The organism is Pseudomonas sp. EA_105y_Pfl2_R69, assembly GCF_963970915.1.
Classification (GTDB): domain Bacteria; phylum Pseudomonadota; class Gammaproteobacteria; order Pseudomonadales; family Pseudomonadaceae; genus Aquipseudomonas.
In genome coordinates, this window is sequence record NZ_CAXAOO010000002.1 from 1 (window position 1) to 15,290 (window position 15,290).

At 61.3% G+C, this 15,290-nt stretch carries 12 protein-coding genes and 2 pseudogenes; 4 read left to right on the forward strand and 10 right to left on the reverse strand.

All coding sequences use genetic code 11. The features are described 5' to 3' along the window. From AACY13_RS05870 to AACY13_RS05910, 9 genes and pseudogenes are all read right to left on the reverse strand, one after another. Nucleotides 1-456, reverse strand: a pseudogene (locus AACY13_RS05870) (NAD(P)(+) transhydrogenase (Re/Si-specific) subunit alpha); the annotation flags it as partial. A 91-nt stretch (nt 457-547) separates the two neighbouring features. Further along, nucleotides 548-1,894, reverse strand: a complete 1,347-nt coding sequence (locus AACY13_RS05875) for a DUF1329 domain-containing protein (protein WP_339460035.1) — start codon at nt 1,892-1,894, stop codon at nt 548-550. 21 nt (nt 1,895-1,915) lie between these two features. Continuing rightward, the gene (locus AACY13_RS05880) at nt 1,916-3,736 is read right to left on the reverse strand and encodes a DUF1302 domain-containing protein (protein ID WP_339460036.1); all 1,821 of its coding nucleotides are present in this window, start codon (nt 3,734-3,736) and stop codon (nt 1,916-1,918) included. Between the two features lie 66 nt (nt 3,737-3,802). Then, nucleotides 3,803-4,543: a TetR/AcrR family transcriptional regulator gene (locus tag AACY13_RS05885; protein WP_339460038.1), complete on the reverse strand. Its 741-nt coding sequence runs from the start codon at nt 4,541-4,543 to the stop codon at nt 3,803-3,805. Then, a complete protein-coding gene (locus tag AACY13_RS05890; RefSeq protein WP_339460039.1) occupies nt 4,540-5,274 on the reverse strand; it encodes an SGNH/GDSL hydrolase family protein in 735 nt (244 codons plus the stop codon). The genes AACY13_RS05885 and AACY13_RS05890 overlap by 4 nt, the downstream gene beginning before the upstream one ends. A 124-nt stretch (nt 5,275-5,398) precedes the next feature. Continuing rightward, on the reverse strand, nt 5,399-7,075 hold the full coding sequence (locus AACY13_RS05895; RefSeq protein WP_339460041.1) for an AMP-binding protein: 1,677 nt from the start codon (nt 7,073-7,075) through the stop codon (nt 5,399-5,401). Between the two features lie 72 nt (nt 7,076-7,147). Then, nucleotides 7,148-8,311, reverse strand: coding sequence for an FAD-binding oxidoreductase (locus AACY13_RS05900; protein ID WP_339460043.1), 1,164 nt, complete (start codon nt 8,309-8,311; stop codon nt 7,148-7,150). Continuing rightward, nucleotides 8,304-9,824 carry a phytoene desaturase family protein gene (locus AACY13_RS05905; RefSeq protein WP_339460044.1) on the reverse strand — a complete coding sequence of 507 codons (1,521 nt, stop codon included), beginning with the start codon at nt 9,822-9,824 and terminating at the stop codon, nt 8,304-8,306. Before AACY13_RS05905 ends, AACY13_RS05900 begins: the two co-directional genes overlap by 8 nt. A gap of 49 nt (nt 9,825-9,873) precedes the next feature. Further along, entirely contained in the window at nt 9,874-10,710 is an 837-nt protein-coding gene (locus tag AACY13_RS05910) for an enoyl-CoA hydratase-related protein (protein WP_339460046.1), read from the reverse strand. Between the two features lie 302 nt (nt 10,711-11,012). Between AACY13_RS05910 and AACY13_RS05915 the strand changes: the two genes are divergently transcribed. The 4 genes and pseudogenes from AACY13_RS05915 to AACY13_RS05930 all read left to right on the forward strand — a co-directional run bounded on the left by AACY13_RS05915 (nt 11,013) and on the right by AACY13_RS05930 (nt 13,471). Next, the gene (locus AACY13_RS05915; protein WP_339460047.1) at nt 11,013-11,642 is read left to right on the forward strand and encodes a TetR/AcrR family transcriptional regulator; all 630 of its coding nucleotides are present in this window, start codon (nt 11,013-11,015) and stop codon (nt 11,640-11,642) included. Nucleotides 11,643-11,810: 168 nt separating this feature from the next. Then, nucleotides 11,811-12,164, forward strand: a pseudogene (locus AACY13_RS05920) (radical SAM protein); the annotation flags it as partial. Nucleotides 12,165-12,289: 125 nt separating this feature from the next. Continuing rightward, nucleotides 12,290-12,892: a DUF4823 domain-containing protein gene (locus tag AACY13_RS05925; protein ID WP_339460049.1), complete on the forward strand. Its 603-nt coding sequence runs from the start codon at nt 12,290-12,292 to the stop codon at nt 12,890-12,892. A 9-nt stretch (nt 12,893-12,901) separates the two neighbouring features. Further along, the gene (locus tag AACY13_RS05930; protein WP_339460051.1) at nt 12,902-13,471 is read left to right on the forward strand and encodes a DUF1285 domain-containing protein; all 570 of its coding nucleotides are present in this window, start codon (nt 12,902-12,904) and stop codon (nt 13,469-13,471) included. A gap of 69 nt (nt 13,472-13,540) precedes the next feature. Here the strand turns inward: AACY13_RS05930 and AACY13_RS05935 are convergent, their stop codons facing one another. Continuing rightward, the gene (locus AACY13_RS05935) at nt 13,541-15,205 is read right to left on the reverse strand and encodes an electron transfer flavoprotein-ubiquinone oxidoreductase (protein WP_339460053.1); all 1,665 of its coding nucleotides are present in this window, start codon (nt 15,203-15,205) and stop codon (nt 13,541-13,543) included. Nucleotides 15,206-15,290: the final 85 nt, after the last annotated feature.

The window sequence follows — 15,290 nt, forward strand, 5'->3', positions numbered from 1 at the left end:
CATAAAGCGCGGATAGTGGTGGGCGGCCAGCAGCACCGCCTTGTAGCCGGCGATATTGGCCTGCGAACTGAGCACGTCCAGGCTCTGCGCCCGGGAAGTACGCGGCGCGGCTTCCAGGGCGAAGGCGGTGATGCCCTGGGCATTCAGGCGGGCGATGGTCTCGTTGCTGAACGGATTGAGCATGCCGACCAACACCGCGCCGGCCTTCATATGGCTCAGCTCGGCATCGCTCGGGGCCACGACCTTTAATACCAGGTCGGCACCAAGGGCGGCGGCATCGCTGCCGATACTGGCCCCTACGGCTTCATAGGCGCTGTCCGGGATGCTGGCGCTGACGCCGGCACCGCTTTGAACGGTGACCTGATGGCCTTGGCCGATCAGCTTCTTGATGGTCTCGGGGGTCGCGGCAACGCGCGTCTCGCCGACATGGGTTTCGAGAGGAACACTGATGTGCAATTGCAGTCTCCAGTGATGTTCTAATTAGCGACGCGGCTCTATGGGGGGCGCGTCGCAGAGGGTTAGCTCCAAATGGTGGGAATCGACCCAATCAGCGCACGCCCGATTGGCGCAGGGCCGCCGGTGTGAAACTGGCCTCGGCTGGTTTGAAGTCGAACTCCCAGGCTTGCCGCTCCTCGTTCTTCAGACCCAGCGCCAGGTAGCGGCCCGACAGCAGGTCGTACAGCGCCTCGAAGGTGAACCAGGGGAGTTGCTGGTGGTAGTAGTACTGCGGGTGGCCCTCGGCCACACGCCACAAGGCACCCCGTCCGTCGTAGTGGTCGACCGTGGCGATCAACCAACTGTCCTCATCGATATAGAAGTCGCGCTTGGCATAGATATGCCGGGCTCCAGGTTTCAGGGTGGCGGTCACATGCCAGACCCGGTGCAGCTCGTAGCGCGCCAGGTCCTGATTGATGTGGCCGGCCTGGATGATCTCGTCGTATTTCAGCGTCGGCGAGTCGAGGCGATAGCTGTTATAGGGGATGTAGATTTCCTTCTTGCCATGCAATTGCCAGTCATAGCGGTCCGGCGCACCGTTGAACATGTCGAAGTTATCGGCGGTGCGCATGCCATCGGCGGCGGTGCCGGGGCCGTCGTAAGCTACCTGTGGGGCACGGCGTACCCGGCGCTGGCCGGCGTTGTACTGCCAGGCCTGGCGCGGTTCCTTCACCTGGTTCAGGGTTTCATGGATGAGCAGGACATTGCCGGCCAGGCGCGAGGGCGCGATTACCCGCTGCTTGAGGAAGAACAGCAGGTTGCCCGACTCGCGCATCTCATGGAATGGCAGGATCTCGTCCTGGAACTGCACCAGGCTGTAGGCACCGTTCTGCTGAGGAGTGACTTGGATAAAGCTGCGGCGGGCACTCACCGCATAGTGAGTTAGGTGGTTCCATATCACCTCGAGTCCCTCCTGCGGGATGGGGAAGGGAATGCCCAGATGGTAGTTCTCCAGACCGTTGCCACTTGCCGCCAGGGTTACTCGGGTGGCGTTGTCGCTGGTCGCGCCAAGCCAGTTGGCCGGCAGGTTGGCGGAGCGATGGGTCTTGTAGACCGGCATCCGGTAGCTGTCCGGGTAACGCTTGAGCAACGCCAACTGGCCGGGGGTCAACCTGTCCTTGTACTGCTCTGCGTTCTGAGCGGTGATGATGAACAGTGGCTGCTCGCTGGCGAAGGGATCGGCCAGGAAACCCTTGGCGTCGATGGTGCCGGTATCCTTTGGTAGGCCACCGGTCCAGGCGGGAATGCTGCCGTCGGCATTGCCGGCCTGCTCGGCACCCATAGGGGTCAACGTGGCACCGAGCCTGGCCGCCTCGCCAGGGGGCACCGCTGCGTAGGCTGGTATAACAAGTAGGCCGAGTAACAGGGGCAGGATGTGCAGGGAAGCTTTGATGTTCATTTTGTCGTGTCTCCCGATTGCCTAGAAATTCACGCCGAAGCTGAGCGCGATGAAGTCGCGATCGACCTGGGTGTTGTAATCGCCGCCGAAGAAGTTGGTGTAGGAGAGGCTGGCGGTGTAGGTGTTCTGGTAGTCTGCGTCGAGGCCGAGGCTGACGGCCTTGCTACCCTCGTTGAACACCGGGCCGTAGCCATCCACGTCGTGGGACCAGGCGATGTTCGGCTTGAGGTTGATGCCGGCGAGGGCGTTGCTGTAGTCGAGGATGCCGCGCACCCGGTAGCCCCAAGACGACGAGGTCAGGAAGCCGTGGTGCCCATACATCCGAGCTGCCAGCGCGTTGGAGGCCTGGCTGCCGTAGGGCGAGCCGTAGATGGAGTCGCGGCCGTAGCGCAGCTCACTCTGGTTTTCCAGCCCGCCGACGCGGGTGTAGCCGAGCTCGCCCAACAGGATCAGTCGCTCGGCACCTAGCACCTGGTCGAAGAAGTGGGTGAGGGTGCTCTGCAACTGGGTGACTTCCTTGCGGTTGTAGCCCCGGTTTTCCGCGCCGGCAAGGGCCAGAGCCGCATTCAGCCCCACCGCACCACCGCCGGCCGCCTGCGCCGCCAGGGCCGGACTGGCCAGCCTGCCGGTCATGTCGGTGGTGTTGAGCTGCAGCGGCATGTTCGGCCGATAGCTGATCTCGCCCTGCCAGGCGGTGCCGGTGGGCAGCGTGGTGGAGAAGCTCAGGCCGAACAGGCGGATGTCCTCGGGGTACTCCAGGTAGTAGTTGCCACGCCCGAGCAGAGTCGGCGCGGTCAGCGTCGGTGCCCCCGCCCCGGTGAGGGCGGTGAGGATGTCCGCGGTGCCGGCGTTCTGGTAGCTCACGTTGGGCGTGCGGCTGTGGTAGTTGATGAAGTAGCCAGCATATTCCGTCGAGTCGCCGAGCCAACGTAGGGCGATGCCGAACTGCCCCGAGTCGCGCGCATCGCGGTCGGCACCGCGCGGAACCATCAGCCCCTCCGGCGTCAGGCTTACGCCTCGACCGGCGAGAATCCCCGCGCCGGGGCCACCCGTCAACGCGGTAAGGGAGGCGGCGTCGAGTACGTGGTAGTTGCTGTCGCAACCGTCGGCCAGCACATCGTTCGGAGCGAAGAAGGTGCCGCAGTTGTCGATGATGGTCTGGTCCCACTCCAGTTGGTAGAAGGCCTCGGCGGACAACCTGTCGGTGATACTCTGTGACAGGTAAAGCATGTTCACCGGGATCAGGCCTTCCTTGATCTCCGCCCCCGGGCGGCGGAAGGCGGCTACATCGATCGGATTGATGGCGTTGATGCCGTTCCGAACGAAGGTGCTCTCGCCCCAGCTCACCACCTGCTTGCCGAGGCGTACGGTGCCCGGTAGTTCACCGAGGGTGTAGTTGTGGTAGACGAAGGCATCGAGCAGCTCGTAGCCGGACGACTTGGCACCCTCCTTGCGATTGTGGTCGCCGATGTTCTTGTGCGGATGGCTCTCGTCCTTCAGCTCGAAGTCATACCAATACTTGCCGCGAAGGAAGACGCCGCTGTTGCCGTATTTGAGTTCGAGGTCATGGATGCCCTTGAAGATCTTCGAGAAGGTCTCGCCACGCTTGAAGTTGAGGCGGCCATCGTCGCCGGTCTGGGTGAAGCCGGTGCCTCCGTTGGCGGTACCGATCATGTCCTTGTCCGGCTTGGCTGTGGACCAACTGGCCCCGATAGACAGGGATGAATCGAATTGCCCTTCGATCTCGCCAATCTGGAAGCCAGCGGCAAAAGCCGGTGAGCTCGCTAGGCCTATGGCGAGGGGCAGTGCTGCTAAGCACCAGAGCGTTGTTGTTTTTGTCATTCACGCTACTCCATGGATTATTGTGGTGGGATCACGGTCTGCGGCGTTCACTCGTACGGCGCAGGCCTACAGGGTTGCTCGGGACCGACCTCCTTCCCGGAGGCTGGCCCGGGGGGGCGCTGGTTGGAAAACGTTGATATTTGCACTGCTAAGATTTGGGCGTAGAAAAGGGCTGCAGGTGTGCCTAGTCGCCACGCCGACATGACGCAACTTGCCAGGCGGCAGCACACAGGCCAGCAGGTCCTCCACTAGCGCCATCAGTTCTTCTCGCGGTGCCCCTTCCCGCGCCTGGCTGGAAAGTACCGGCAGGAATAGGCTCAGTAGGCGGGCTAGGCGCAGTGGGTCGACAGCCGTCGACAACTCGCCGCCGAGCAGCCCTCGATCAAGGCAGGCCAGCAGTGCCTGCAGTGTCTCCGCGCGCTGCTCGGCAAGCAGGCGCTCGGTGCTAGTACCGTTCAGCTCGCGCTCGGCTAGGCAGGACTCGACCAGGCAGCCCCTGGGCTTACCGTCCGCTGTGTAACGCAGCACCACCTGACGAAAGAACCGCCGCACGGCGTGGAGGCCGCCGTCCTGCAGCAGTTGCCGGCTGGGTAGCAGCTCCTCGCGCAGGTAGATATCGAGGGCACGCCGGAACAGGCGTTCCTTGGAGCCAAAGGCGGCATACAGGCTCGGCGAGCAGATACCGCCCATGGCCGATTTGAGTCTGGTCAGCGTGGCCCCGGCATAGCCGTACCGCCAGAACTCGAGCATGGCCTGGTGCGCGGCCCAGTCGGGATCGAATCGGCGAAAACGGCCACGACGGATCATTGTTGCTGTCCCCTGCAAGGCTTCCCGGACGGGGGTCTAGCACGCAGGAGGGCCGCAACCTCATCGGCCCACATCGAGTAGATTGACGGCCCTGGATGGAAGCCGTCCTGCGCCATCCGTTCGCCGAGCAAGGGGTATTCGGTGTCCAGCAGGACGGTGCCGGTGCGCCGCCGGGTCAATTCGGCGAGATGTTGGTTGAAGCGCTCCGCCCGTTCCCCCAAGTACCAGCGCAATGGCTGTGGGAGGGAGGGAAACGCATGCAACGGTGGAATCCGGGACAGCACCACTTGGCGAGCCTCGAACTTCCATTGCAGCAGGTCGACAAGGCGCGCCATGGAGGCAATCCAGGCCTTGGCGGAGACACTGCCGGTGACGTCGTTGACACCCACGGACACCAGAACGACATCGAAGTGCTCGGCCGCACTTCTCTCGAGCAGTTGCACCACTTCCCGGGTATCGAGCCCGGACTGGGCAAGTAGCCTCCAGGACACCGTGAAGTCACCAGACAATCGCGTTGCCAGCTTGCCGGCCAGGGCATCGTCCTGGCTCGCTACACCCACGCCCGCGGCGGCGGAATCGCCGAGGATCAGCAGGCGTAGGCAAGGGCCTGTGCCACTGATGCCTGCCCGCTCGCCGGCAGGTTCCGGCAGCCTAGGCGTGAGCCAGCGGGTATATAACCCTTGGGCCAGGATCAGGGGGGCCAGAGTCATCTTGGACAGGGTTTCGATCATGATGCAGCTCCTACGGCCCAGGGTGCCAGGGCACCCTCTCCTGAATAAAAAGAACGGGATGGAGTGGGATATCCCGCCGGCCATTTCACGCTCGGGTTCATATGGCCTAAAAGCAGTTGCACCCTCAGCCTTCCGCGCGCAACTCCGCACGGAGGATCTTGCCGATGGGTGACTTGGGCAGTTGTTCGCGGAAGACGATCTGCTTCGGCACCTTGTAGGCGGTCAGTCGCTCACGGCAGTGGCGGATAATTGCCTCGCCATCCAGCCCGGGCCGCCGCAACGCGACGAAGGCGCGTATGGCCTCGCCGGTGGCCTCGTCCGCCACACCGATCACCGCCACCTCGCTCACGTCCGGGTGTTCGGCGATGACGTCTTCCACCTCGTTGGGATAGACGTTGAAGCCCGAGACCAGGATCATGTCCTTCTTGCGGTCGACGATGCGGATGTACCCCTGCTCGTCCATCACCGCGATGTCCCCGGTGCAGAACCAGCCATCCGCAAAGGCATCGGCAGTCTCGTCCGGGCGGTTCAGGTAGCGTTCGACGATATGCGGGCCACGTACCAGCAATTCACCAGGCGTTCCCGTCGGGAGCTCGTGTCCATCGGCGTCCGCTATGCGCACCTCGCTCCCTGGCATGGGCAGACCGACGGTGCCTGGCCGCGATGTCGGTCCTGGTGGGTTGAATGACACGAAGCAGCTTGTTTCGGTCAGCCCGTAGCCCTCCAGAATCGGGCCGACCACCGCCTGCCAGCGCTCGGCGGTACTCGGCCGCAACGAGGTGCCACCGGAAACGGCCAGCTTGAGCTTGGGTGGATTGGCCTGCAGCCAAGGTTCCGCCAGCAGGCCGGCATAGAGCGTGTCCACCCCCGTCATCCAGCGTACCGGGAACTTGTCGAACACCGGGAACACGTTGGACAGCGGGCGAGGGCTGGGCACCAGCAGGTTGCGCCCACCGCGGCGGAAGAACAGCAGGAAGTTAAAGTTGAAGGCGAAGATGTGGTACAGCGGCGGCACGGTGGCGATCACCTCGCCGGGCTCGATGTGCATGTCATGGGCATTGATGTAGTCCTCGGCCATGCGCAGTACAGCGCGCAGATTGGCATGACTTAACACCGCGCCCTTGCTGCGCCCCGTGGTGCCACCGGTGTACTGGTAGAGCGCCACAGGATGGGGCTGGACCTGCACAGGGGCATGTCCGCATCCGATGGACAACGCTTCGCTGAAACGTCGGTGGGTGATGCTCGGGGTGAGATCGCCACCGCTGTCGGCAGCCAATTTCTGTTGAATGGATGTACCAACTGCTGGCGGGAAGAAGTCACCCAGGCTTGTGGTGACCAACCGTACACCACGTTCGGCGATAACCGCTTCAGCACGGCCGACGAATAGGTCGCAAGCCACGAGTAGCTTGGCACCGCTGTCGCTCAGTTGCGCTTCCAGTTCGCGAGCGGTGTACAGCGGGTTAACGTTGGTGACAATAAGACCCGCTTTCCATGCACCCAGCACAGCAAGGGGATAGTGCAGGCTATTGGGTAGCTGAATCGCTACCACATCGCCATGTACCAATCCTTGGTCCACCAGCAGGTAGGCGGCAAAGGCATCCGACAGCTCGTCCACCTCGGCGAAAGACAGGTCTGCGTGTAGGCCACTGGGCAACACAATGGTGAAGGCCGGTGTCTCAGCGAACTGCTTGGCCCCCTGCCGGGCAAAGTCGGCGATGTTTCCCATCAGTTCCTGGGGGTCGACGCGGTAGCCACGCAGGCTTGGCGGATAGCTCTGTTCCCAGAGATTAGTCGTGGTCATGGCTAGTGCTCCTTTGTTCTTATTCTGCAGGTATTGCTCGCTCCGCCCGACGATCCCAGGCGGCAACGGCGGCTAGAGCTGGATTTCGATATCCCCGGTGGGGAACGCTACGCAGGAATAAATCCAGCCGAAGTCCCGGTCGGACTTGCGCAGATGGGCCTCCTGCGGATTGAATACGGCACCGGAGACCAGCTTGACCCGGCACAGGCTGCACTCGCCCGAGCGGCAGGCGTTCTCGGTGCCGTAGCCATTGCGCTCCAGGGCATTGAGCAGCGGTTCGCCGACACGGCTCCGGAAGCTGCCGCGCCCACGTACCGTCACGGTGACCTCGTCGTCCAGTGAGACCCCCTCGGGCCATCCCTTCTGCTCGTTCGGTGCCTTGGGCGCACCATTGGCCTCTACGCGGATTCGACGGCGCTTGACGCCCAACGCGGTGAGCAGTTCGACGCAACTATCGTTGAACGGGGTTGGGCCACAGACGTAGAACATCTTGTCGCCGATCTTGTCGAGCAACTGTTCGAGCACCGCCTGCGTCAGACGTCCGGTGTAGCCCTGGTACCCAGTGGGGGGGCGGGAGATCACCTCGCTCAGGGAGAAACTCTCGTGACGCATGGCCAGCCCACGGAACTCCTCGTCGAAGATCACGTCATCGATGTAGCTGTTCACGTAGATGAGGTGGAAGCGATGCGGCAGGCCACGGTCGAGGATGTCCAGCAGGATGCTGCGTGCGGGTGCGCCACCCGAGCCGCCAGCGAGGAACACCAGGTCTTCGCCGTGGAACAGTGGGTTGTGATGGAAGGTGCCCATCGGGCCAGAGCTAAGGAAGTGCTGCCCTACCGCTACGCGATCAAGCAAATAATTCGAGACAAAACCATCCTTTGCCCGCTTTACGGTGAGGTCGTAATAGACCCGCTGAGAGGGTGATGACGAGATGGCGTAAGGCCGTGCCGTCGACACACCATTGATCTCGGTGAACAGGTTGATGTACTGCCCGGCTTGGAATGGCGGCAAGGCACTACGGTCGGCGGCGACCAAGCGCAGCGTTTTGGTGGTGGGCGTTTCTTCAAGCACTTTGGCGACTTCCAGCTTCAGTCGCTTGGGATGCAATTGGACGACGGTGCTCGCCACTTCACCTTTTACCTCATAGAAGTCGGTGCCGCTTTTCTCCAAAGCTTCCTTAACTTGCCAAGCTTCCCGGAAACCGGCCACTTCGTTCAGCAGGTTCTGTTCAGACATGCTCCACCTCTTTGACTTTTAACTGTTTGAGCACCGCCCGGGCGGTGGACTCACCGGCCATATAGGTTGGCTGGAAACCGCCCGCAGAAGTCCAGGAACCGGCGATGTAGAGCCCCGGCACGCCGTCCAGACGCTCGCGCAGCAGAACGGAGTCCTGAGCGCTCTGCTGGAAGCCATAAATAGCCCCACCGGGACTGTTGAGGTAACGCATCATGGTCAGCGGCGTGCCCACCTCAACTTCTTCGATGTGCTGGCGTACCTTGGGGTAGACCCTCTCGATCAGAGTGATGAGCTTCTCGGCAAACTCGTATTTGGTACGGGCGTAGTGCTCGGGTGCCACCGACTTCCACGCATCGCCGTACTGCAGGCAAATCAGCATCACCTGGCTCTTGCCGGGTGGCGCAGCGCTTGGGTCTTCGAAGTTGTAGCAAGTGAGCATCCCGCCTAGCGGGGTCTGCAGCGTCCCCATGCGGTCATGGATCTGATCCTCGTCCATGGTCTCGTAAATGAAACTGGAGGCCGCAGTCACACCCAGCTCCTGCGGCGTGCAGTCCAAACCCAGGTAGATGACGAAGGCCGAGGTGCCCATGCGTCGAGATTTGAAGTCTTGCTGAACCTTAAACGGCGGCTGGTCGAGGTCGAGCAGCTCGTTGAAGGTGATCAGCGGGCTGGCGTTGGACACCACCGCGTCACAGGAAACGATCTCGCCGCCCTCCAGGCGCACGCCGCTGATCCGGCCATCCCTTGTGAGGATCTTCTCGACGCCACAGTTGAAACGCACCTCGCCACCGGCCTCGCTGAACGACTCCACCAGTGCGCTGGACATGGCCTGGGAACCACCCTTGATATGCCAGGGCTTGAACTCTGCATAGGCATAGAGCATTGCGGCCAGATCGGGGAACGGCAGCATGCTCGGCGGCACCCCGAGGTAGAGCCAGTAGGTACCCAGCACACTTTTCAGCTTGGTATCGCTGAAGAACTCGTCCAGCACATCCTTCACCGAACGGAAGCCGTACTCCACGAAGTACGGGCACATCGACTTCAGCATGGCCTCGCTGTTCGACCGGTGCGCCTGCGGCAGGGTCATGAAGCTTTCCAGGGTAATCTTCTCGCAGAGCACCAGAAAGTGCTCAATGGCGTCCTGTTCCACCGGGAACAGCTCCTGCAGAGTGCGACGCAGCCCGGACCAACTGGCCGGCAGGATGACATCGATTTCTCCGGGCACCACCAGGCGGTACAGCTCGTGCTCCTGGACGAACTCGACCTTGTCCATCACCCCCAGCTTGTCGAACAGCTTGCGCATGACGAACGGCTTGTCCTCTGTGCCCATGCCGCTGAGCTGGTGCAGGGCAACCTCGAACTCGAAATCGCCGCGTACGAAGGAGGTGGCACAACCACCGGGGATATTGTGGCGCTCCAGCAACAGCGTCCGGCAGCCACCACGCTGCAAGGCAGTCGCGGCGGTCAGCCCGGCGTTGCCGGCACCGATCACGACGGCGTCGTAGTGCTTCATATATATACCTCGAACTTATCAGCGATAAGATTTAGTCAAAAAAACACCCTTAAAGGGCCTGTCCCAGCTCAAGCAAGTCGGCAAACTGCGCTGGCGTTCCGGATGCCCGGGCCTGCACAGAGCGCAGAATGTCTTCTCCGCTGAGGATGGCGCTTTGCAGCAGCACGGTGTGCTGCAGCGATTCGTAGACACCATGGTCGCGGCTATAGAGCATTGCTCGCTTGATTGAGCTGATAGCCACCGGTGGCCGTTCGGCAATGCGCCGAGCCATAGCAAAGGCACCCTCAAGCAATGCCTCGTTGCTCGAGAAAACTTTGGCCAGTAGACCCAAACGATATGCCTGAGCGGCATCCAGCGAGTCGCCGGTCAATGCCAGGTAACGCGCCACGCCTGCGGGGATCAGGCGCGGTAGCCGTTGCAGCACACCCAGGTCGGCCATCATGCCTATGTTGGTTTCTTCGATACGGAACTTCGCCTGCTCAGAGGCGACACATAAATCGCAGGCGGTGATCAGGTCAAAACCAGCACCTACGCAGGCACCTTGGACTGCCGCGATTATCGGGAAGCGGGCGCGCTCCAGCGCATTCACCGCGTCCTGCATTTTCTCCAAGCCGGCTTGCATGGCCTCACGCTCGATGGCGCTGGTCGCATGGAACTCTTGGGACGACGCGAATATCTGCAGATCCAGGCCGCCACAGAAGACCTTACCCTGTGCCGAGCACACCATCACCCGCACCTTGCCCGAGCGGCTCAAGCGATCAATCACTGCCGGCAGCTCACTCCAAAATCCCAGGGTCAGACTGTTGGCTTTATCGGGCCGACTCAATTGCAGGTGGGCAATTCCGCCCTCTACGGAAACATTGAAACACTCGTGGGATGAGTCCATGGTCGATTCTCTTGGCTGGCAGTGGAGGTCAGGCGAACCACTTTATGGGAAAGCCGATCATGGGCTTCACCAGGCTCGTATGAGTGGGAGGTTGGGTCAGTTCAGGCGTTGTTGTGGTCATTAACTTGCTCTTGGTGAGGCCATGCGCATCGGCTCGAAAATTATTGCCGTAGGGTCGCCCCTTTCGGCCTCGTTTCAGCTTGAGGTTATATGTGCATCTTATCACTGTCAAGATACTTTGCTATGATAAGATCAAGGCGAAGTCACACCCGTCCGAACAGCCCTCAGGGGACAATCGAAGCATGACCAGAACCACTAGCCGTACACGCGAGACCTACCATGTAGGCAATCTGGCCCCTCAATTACTCAGCGCTGCGCGGGAAATGCTCGAGGAAGTTGGGCCCACCAAGCTCTCGCTCCGGGCTGTTTCGGAGCGGGTCGGGGTCAGCTCGACCGCCGCCTATCATCACTATGCCAACAGGGCAGAGCTGATCGGCCAACTGGCTGCTCAGGGGTTTCGAGAGCTGGGCAAGGTTCTCGCGGCCAGGGGCGACCACAGCGGCGGCATGCAGAAATTACGCAACGCCAGCCTGGCTTACTTCAGCTTCGCCCGCGGCAACCCTGCGCTTTACCAGCTCATGTTCGGCCCGGAGTTTGCCGACTGCGAAATGATGCCTGAGCTGCGCCATGCAAGAGATGACGCCTTCGGCGAGCTGAAGCAAATCATTGCAGAACTGCTGGCGCGGGATATTGAAAGCGTTGAGGTTCGCCGTGCATCCCTATCTAGCTGGTCGTACATACACGGTCTGGCTTCGCTGGTCATTCACCGCGTGTTGCACTTCCCGTCGGGCATAAGCGATGAGCGATTTGTGGACAGCACGATGGAGGGGTTCGAGCACCTGTTCAAGGCCACTAGCAGCGCGCCTTCCTAGGCATGGCCTAAAGTAGACCCTTGCGTTTTCTGGTCATCTTGCTATCAGGCGCTGTGACCTGATTGATCAGCTTTCTGATTGCAGTTGCTGTGTTGCTGTTGCCGCGAGCGAGCTGATCGTTCATCAGCGAATTTTTGAGCGTGCTGAATGAGTTGGGACGGTACTCGGGGGGCGCTGCTGAGCGAACAGCACGCGGATAATTCGGCGCGCCTGATGAACGCGGCGCAGCCGGAGTTCCTCTCGACCCTGGTGGTCAGCTTTCCCCAAGGCGAGGCGCGTTTCCGCGAAGGCTTTGCCGATTTCCAATCGCTCGGCCAGCATGAGCTGTTCGTCGAAGTCGAACGCCTGCTGCAAGGGCTGGAACTGCGCGATACGGTGTTTCGCAGCGATCATGCCTCCAACTACCTGGTGCTCAAGGGTACTCTTGGCGCAGACAAGCAGCGCCTGCTGGCTCAGGTGCGCCGGGCCATTGAGCAGCCGCAGGAGGCGCGCTTGCGCCAGGAGTGGCAGCGCGGGCTTTAGGGGGGCGTTGCCGTAGCGTGGCCGCGCATGAAGCGGCAACAGGCCACTATGAGTGGCAGCTGGCGTGAAATCTGCATCTGGGCGCTATCCGCCGGTTTTCCGTCACCGGCCGCTGGAGAAACCTGATGCGTAGTCTGTTGCTGATAATGGGTGTGTTGCTGCTTGGCGGCTGTATGAAGGCCAGTGACCTGGCGGATGAGGCGATCTATCAATTGCGCGATGTCGGTGTGCTTGACCACAGCCAGACGCGCCGGGCCAGTCCTTGGCGTTTGCAGACCGACTCCTTTATCTATATTGCCCAGGGTCACTTCACCCCACCGGGCGGTGCCAACCCGCGGCCCAATGTGGTGGCCGAGGAAGCCTACAAGGGCTTTGTCGAGTATTTCCCCATGGTCCGCCGTGCCCTCGGGCCGTTAGGCCTGGAAGAAGCCCTGGAGCAGGCCCGCGAGGCGGGCGCGCATTATCTGCTCTATAACCGTTTTGCCTATGCCGATGACCGCATCGGCACGGTGGAGGAGTGGGAGGATCAGGAGGCGCTGGACCGTCTGGGCACCGATCGCGGGGTGATTCAGTTGATGCTGATCGAAACCAATACCCGTTATATGGTCGATACGGCGCGGATTCGTAGCCGCGGTGGCTTGCTGACGCTTTATGATGCCAAGCCGGAAGAGCTGATCGGTCCCGCGCTGCGGGACTATGCACGGCGTTTGCTGGGTTTGAGCGATTGAGGAAGGCTGATGAGTGATACGGGCAAGGCCGGCGACCTGCTGGCGCAGATTCCCAAGACCGCGGACAAGGGCTTGCCGCCGGTGCACCTGTGGCATCCGGAGTTTTGCGGCGATATCGACATGCGTATCGCCCGCGACGGCACCTGGTTCTATATGGGCACGCCGATCGGGCGCAAACCCATGGTCAGGTTGTTCTCCACCATCATCCGTCGCGATGGCGATAAGTATGTGCTGGTGACCCCGGTGGAGATGGTCGGTATCCAGGTCGATGACGCACCCTTCGTGGCGGTCACCTTGCAGGTGGAAGGTGAAGGCGAGGCTCAGGTGCTGCGCTTTATCACCAATGTCGAGGACGAGGTCGTGGCAGGTGGTGAGCACCCGCTGCGGGTCGAGCTCGACGCCCTGACCGATGAGCCCGCGCCCTATGTGCATGTGCGAAGCAATCTTGAGGCCCTGATCCACCGCAATGTGTTCTACCAGTTGGTCGAGCTGGCGGTGCCGCGCGAGATCGATGGCCAGACCTGGCTCGGGGTGTGGAGCAGTGGAGAGTTTTTCCCGATTGGCCCGCAGCCAGACTGAGTTTCTCCCCGGTTACGGTTGAGTTCAGCGTAATAAAAAAGGCTCCCAAGGGAGCCTTTGTTTTGCGTCTTACATATTGGGGTAGTTAGGCCCGCCGGTGCCTTCAGGTGCCACCCAGTTGATGTTCTGGGCTGGATCCTTGATGTCACAGGTCTTGCAGTGCACGCAGTTTTGCGCGTTGATCTGGAACTTCTTCTCGCCGTCTTCCTGGGTCACTACCTCATACACGCCGGCCGGGCAGTAGCGCTGCGCCGGTTCGTCGTACATCGGTAGGTTTTTGCCCAGCGGAATGCTCGGGTCGGTGAGCTTCAGGTGGCAGGGTTGTTCCTCTTCATGGTTGGTGTTGGAGAGGAATACCGAGCTGAGCTTGTCGAAGCTGAGTTTGCCGTCCGGTTTCGGGTAGCTGATCTTCTGCGCCTCTGCCGCCAGCTTCAGGCAGGCGTAATCCGGCTTGGTGTCGTGCAGAGTGAAGGGGAGCTTGCCGCCGAAGATGTTCTGGTCCAGCCAGTTGAAGCCGGCACCCATCAGTGGGCCGAATTTATGCATCGCTGGGGCGAAGTTGCGTGTGCTGAACAGCTCGTCATACAGCCAGCTGGCCTTGAACGCGTCGACATAGCCGGTCAGCTGATCGCCGCCTTCCTTGCCTGCAAACAGCGCGTCGGCCACGGCCTCGGCGGCGAGCATGCCGGACTTCATGGCGGTGTGGCTGCCCTTGATCTTGGCCACGTTCATAGTGCCGAGGTCGCAACCGATCAGAGCGCCGCCGTTGAAGACCATCTTCGGCAGCGAGTTGATGCCGCCTTTGGCCAGGGCGCGGGCCCCATAGGCGACGCGCTTGCCGCCTTCCAGGTACTGGGCAATCACCGGGTGGTGCTTGTAACGCTGGAATTCATCGAACGGCGACAGGTGCGGGTTGCTGTACGACAGGTCGACGATCAGGCCAACCACCACCTGGTTGTTTTCCAGATGATAGAGGAAGGAGCCGCCAGTGTTTTCGCTCGCAACGATATCCAGCGGCCAGCCGGCGGTGTGCACCACCAGGCCTTGCTCGTGCTTGGCAGGGTCGATGTCCCAGATTTCCTTGATGCCGATGCCGTAATGCTGGGCGTCGGCTTCGGAGTCGAGGTCGAATTTCTTGATCAGCTGCTTGCCGATATGGCCGCGGCAGCCTTCAGCGAACAGGGTGTACTTGGCTCGCAGTTCCATGCCCGGGGTGTAGTAACCCTCTTTCGGGTTGCCTTCGCGATCGACGCCGAGGTCGCCGGTGAGAATGCCGTAGACCGAGCCTTCTTCGTTGATCAGCGCTTCCTGGGCGGCGAAGCCTGGGTAGATTTCTACGCCGAGGTTTTCCGCCTGTTGGGCCAGCCAGCGGCACAGGTTGCCCAGGGAAATGATGTAGTTGCCATGGTTGTGCATGGTCTTTGGCACGAAGAAGTCCGGAACCTTGCTGGCCTTCTCGGCATTGGTGAGCACGTAGATATCGTCGCGCTTGACCGGAGTGTTCAGTGGCGCGCCGAGTTCCTTCCAGTCGGGAAACAGCTCGTTCAGGGCGCGGGGTTCGAACACCGCACCGGAAAGAATATGCGCACCGACTTCGGAGCCTTTCTCGACCACGCAGACGCTGATTTCTTTGCTGGCTTCGGCGGCTTTCTGCTTCAGTCGGCAGGCGGCGGACAAACCAGCAGGGCCGGCGCCGACGATGACGACGTCGAATTCCATAAATTCGCGTTCCACAGGCTATCTCCTACTCAGGACTCTCTAGTTTTATTTGACTGGCAGGCTCGTTCCATGAGCGATGCTGGCGCATTATATCCAGACC

Coding starts and splice junctions, on each gene's coding strand:
- AACY13_RS05875 (WP_339460035.1), bottom strand. CDS start 1,894: ATGAACATCAAAGCTTCCCTGCACATCCTGCCCCTGTTACTCGGCCTA.
- AACY13_RS05880 (WP_339460036.1), bottom strand. CDS start 3,736: ATGACAAAAACAACAACGCTCTGGTGCTTAGCAGCACTGCCCCTCGCC.
- AACY13_RS05885 (WP_339460038.1), bottom strand. CDS start 4,543: ATGATCCGTCGTGGCCGTTTTCGCCGATTCGATCCCGACTGGGCCGCG.
- AACY13_RS05890 (WP_339460039.1), bottom strand. CDS start 5,274: ATGATCGAAACCCTGTCCAAGATGACTCTGGCCCCCCTGATCCTGGCC.
- AACY13_RS05895 (WP_339460041.1), bottom strand. CDS start 7,075: ATGACCACGACTAATCTCTGGGAACAGAGCTATCCGCCAAGCCTGCGT.
- AACY13_RS05900 (WP_339460043.1), bottom strand. CDS start 8,311: ATGTCTGAACAGAACCTGCTGAACGAAGTGGCCGGTTTCCGGGAAGCT.
- AACY13_RS05905 (WP_339460044.1), bottom strand. CDS start 9,824: ATGAAGCACTACGACGCCGTCGTGATCGGTGCCGGCAACGCCGGGCTG.
- AACY13_RS05910 (WP_339460046.1), bottom strand. CDS start 10,710: ATGGACTCATCCCACGAGTGTTTCAATGTTTCCGTAGAGGGCGGAATT.
- AACY13_RS05915 (WP_339460047.1), top strand. CDS start 11,013: ATGACCAGAACCACTAGCCGTACACGCGAGACCTACCATGTAGGCAAT.
- AACY13_RS05925 (WP_339460049.1), top strand. CDS start 12,290: ATGCGTAGTCTGTTGCTGATAATGGGTGTGTTGCTGCTTGGCGGCTGT.
- AACY13_RS05930 (WP_339460051.1), top strand. CDS start 12,902: ATGAGTGATACGGGCAAGGCCGGCGACCTGCTGGCGCAGATTCCCAAG.